This window comes from uncultured Pseudacidovorax sp. (genome assembly GCF_913773995.1).
Taxonomy (GTDB): Bacteria; Pseudomonadota; Gammaproteobacteria; order Burkholderiales; family Burkholderiaceae_C; genus Xenophilus.
This window is the reverse complement of sequence record NZ_CAJYES010000030.1, coordinates 1-3,214: the sequence shown is the minus strand read 5'-3', so window position 1 is coordinate 3,214 and position 3,214 is coordinate 1. Positions and strand designations below refer to the sequence as shown.

Genomic DNA, 3,214 nt, shown 5'->3' with positions numbered 1-3,214 from the left:
CCATGGATGGCCGGATCGGCATTGAGGGCGCGCACCCGCTCCAGCAGGTCCGCCTCGGTCATCGTGGCCTCGTAGCGCTCCAGCACCGAGTGCATGCCGGCCTGCTGGCAGGCCTCCACCTTCTTGCCCACGTAGACCTGGCTGGCCGGGTCCTCGCCCACCAGAATCACCGCCAAGCCCGGCGTGATGCCACGGGCCTTGAGCGCGGCGGTGCGCTCGGCCACTTCGGCGCGGATCGTGCGGGCCACGGCATTGCCGTCGATGAGTTGTGCGGTCATGGGAATGTGCTGAAAGGGGGAATGAAAAACGCCCGCGGCCAAGGCCGAACGGGCGTGACGAAGGAGCGGTGGGCTGCGGCGCCGGTGTCAGGCCTTGGCGGTCTGGCCCAGGGCGATCTTCAGCAGATCGGCCACCGTGTTGGCGTTGAGCTTTTCCATGATGTTGGCGCGATGCGCCTCAACCGTCTTGATGCTGATGCCCAGGTCGTCGGCGATCTGCTTGTTCAGGCGGCCGGCGACGATGCGCTCCAGCACCTGCGATTCGCGGCCGGTGAGCTTGGACAGCAGCGCGTCACGGCTGGCCGACTGCTGGTACTGGGCGAAGGCGGTGCGGGCATGTTCGAGCATGCGCTCGACCAGCGACACCAGCGCCTCTTCGTTGAAGGGCTTCTGGATGAAGTCCATCGCGCCCTTCTTCATCGAATCGACCGCCATCGGCACGTCGCCGTGACCGGTGATGACCACGATGGGCAAAGGCGATTTGCGCTCGATGAGCTTGTCTTGCAACTCAAGCCCCGACATGCCGGCCATGCGGATGTCGACGATCAGGCAGGCCACTTCGCGCGGGTCGTAGCGGGCCAGGAAGGACTCGGCGGATTCGAAGCAGCGGACCCGGTAGTCCTTGCCTTCGAGCAGCCACTGGAGCGAGTCGCGGACGGCCTCGTCGTCGTCCACCACATAGACCGTGCCCTTCTTGGGGATCAAACTCATGCGCTTACCTTTGCCTCTCAGGAGATCGAGGAGCCTGCGCCGGCCTTGCCTGCCGCGGCGGGCGGCTGGCCGGTGGCGGTCCAGTCGGGGGAACGGTCGTCGGTCGCTACGGAATCCGGAGCGCCGTCCACTGGAATCCAGAAGGAGAAACGGCAGCCGACGACCTCCGATCCATTGTAGAGGTTCTCCGCCTGCATCCTGCCCTTGTGCGACTCGACGATGCTGCGGCAGAGGTTGAGGCCGATGCCCATGCCTTCTGCCTTGGTTGAGAAGAAGGCCTCGAAGAGCCGCTCCATCACCTCGGGGGCCAGGCCCTTGCCCGTGTCCTGGACGGCGAACTCGATGGCCTGGTGGCCTTCGACCTTGCGGGGCACCACGCGCAACTCCACCGTACGACGCGCTGGCGGGCGCTGCGCCATGTCGATGGACTCGGCGGCGTTCTTCATCAGGTTGACCAGCACCTGCTCGATGAGGATGGGGTCGACATGCACCGTGGGCAGCCGCGCCGCCACATAGTGGTTGAGCCGCACGTTGCGGCGCTTGAGCTCGATGCCCGCCAGTTCCACCGCCTCGCCCACCATGGTGGCGACCTCGGACGGCGTGCGGTTGGGCTCGCTGCGCTTCACGAAGGTGCGGATGCGCTGGATGATCTGGCCGGCCCGCTGGGCCTGCTTGGCCGTTTTCTCCAGCGCCCCAAGCAGCGCCTCGGTGTCGATCTGCTGACCACGGATGCGCGACATCATGCCGTTGCAGTAGTTGCTGATGGCCGTGAGCGGCTGGTTCAGCTCGTGGGCGACGCTGGAGGCCATCTCGCCCATGGTGATCAGGCGGCTGGCGGACTGGGCGCGGTCGGCTTGCTGCGCCGCCTGTTCCTCGGCGTCGCGGCGCGCCGTGATGTCGGTGGCGATCACTAGTTGCGCCAGGCGGCCGTCGACCCAGGTCAGGTAGCGGGAGCGCACCTCCAGCCACTTGTTGAGGTGCGGCACGAAGATCTCGTTGTTGGCCGGCTGCGCCGCGGTGAGCGTGTCGGTGGGCAGGCCTGCCAGCGGATCGACGTCGTCCAGATCGTTCTCGTGGCTGGGCGAGGGCGCCGCACCGGCCTGCGCCACCATGCCCAGATGCCCGACGGTGTCGGAGCCGAACCAGGCCCGGTACATCTTGTTGGCGAAGAGCAGCTCTTCACTGCCGAGCGGCGCCACCGACACCGAGGCGTCCAGCGCTTCCAGCACGGTGGTGAAGCGCTCGTGCGAGGCCGACAGCTGCTCGCGGATGCGCGTGGGCTCGGTGATGTCGGTCATCGACGTCATCCAGCCCGTCTGGTGGCCATGGGCGTCGACCAGCGGCGACACATACAGCCGGGCCGGGAAGATCGTGCCGTTCTTACGCCTCACCCGCACCTGGAAGCCGCCCGGCAGCGCCCGGCCGTGGATCTCTTCCTCCAGGCGTTCGTTCATCAGCTCGGTGTCGGTCTCCATCCAGTAGGGGAAGGGTGGCTTGCGGCCGACCAGCTCTTCCTCGCTCCAGCCGGTCATGGTGCAGAAAGCGGCATTGACGTAGCTGATGCTGCCGTCCAGATCGAGAACGCGCATGCCGGTCAGCATCGAGTTCTCCATCGCCCGGCGGAAGTTGGTCTCGGCCTGCAGCGCCTGCTGCGCAGCCAGGCGCCGGCGCGTGTGCCGCCAAGTGCCGATCAGCAGGCCGCTGGTGAGCACCGACAGCGCCGCCACGAGCCAGAACAGCCCGTTGCCGATCAGGCCGAGAGAGGTTCGCCAGGCCTGTGCACGCAGCACCAGGCTGTTGCCGACCGGGGAGACAGGCACCTCGTATTCGTTGGTGGGCTCCGCCCAGGGCAGCGGCCGCGATTCGGCCGGGCTCCGGCTGTTGGTGGTCGTGCCGGCCAGCAGCTTGCCGGTGCTGTCCAGCAGCGAGACGGCGTACTTGGCCGAGACCTCTGGCGGAATGCCGTAGCGCAGCAGCCCGTCGACCGAGAACTCGCCCAGCACCGTGCCCGCGAACAGGCCCTGGTCGAACAGGGGAATGTGCAGCTGCAGCGGCGCGGTGCGGTCACCGGTGGCGTTGGGCTGCGAGTAGACCGGCTGGGCCAGCTCGCGCGCGAGCGCGTAGTGGGTCTCGATGTCGCCTGGCCGCAGCAGGTCGCCGGCCATGTGCTGCTGCGCCGGCGGTCAGCTGGATCGACGACCGGCGGGTCTGGCGCGCGACCTATG

General features: G+C 67.6%; 2 protein-coding genes and 1 pseudogene. All 3 read right to left on the bottom strand.

What is annotated here, in order from left to right:
* Positions 1 to 278, bottom strand: a 278-nt coding sequence (locus tag QZ772_RS02840) for a tetrahydrofolate dehydrogenase/cyclohydrolase catalytic domain-containing protein (protein ID WP_295522824.1), incomplete at its 3' end; no start/stop codon positions are given.
* Positions 279 to 365: 87 nt separating this feature from the next.
* Positions 366 to 989, bottom strand: a complete 624-nt coding sequence (locus QZ772_RS02835) for a response regulator transcription factor (protein WP_043115575.1) — start codon at positions 987 to 989, stop codon at positions 366 to 368.
* A gap of 17 nt (positions 990 to 1,006) precedes the next feature.
* Positions 1,007 to 3,166, bottom strand: a pseudogene (locus tag QZ772_RS02830) (PAS domain S-box protein); the annotation flags it as partial.
* Positions 3,167 to 3,214 lie beyond the last annotated feature (48 nt).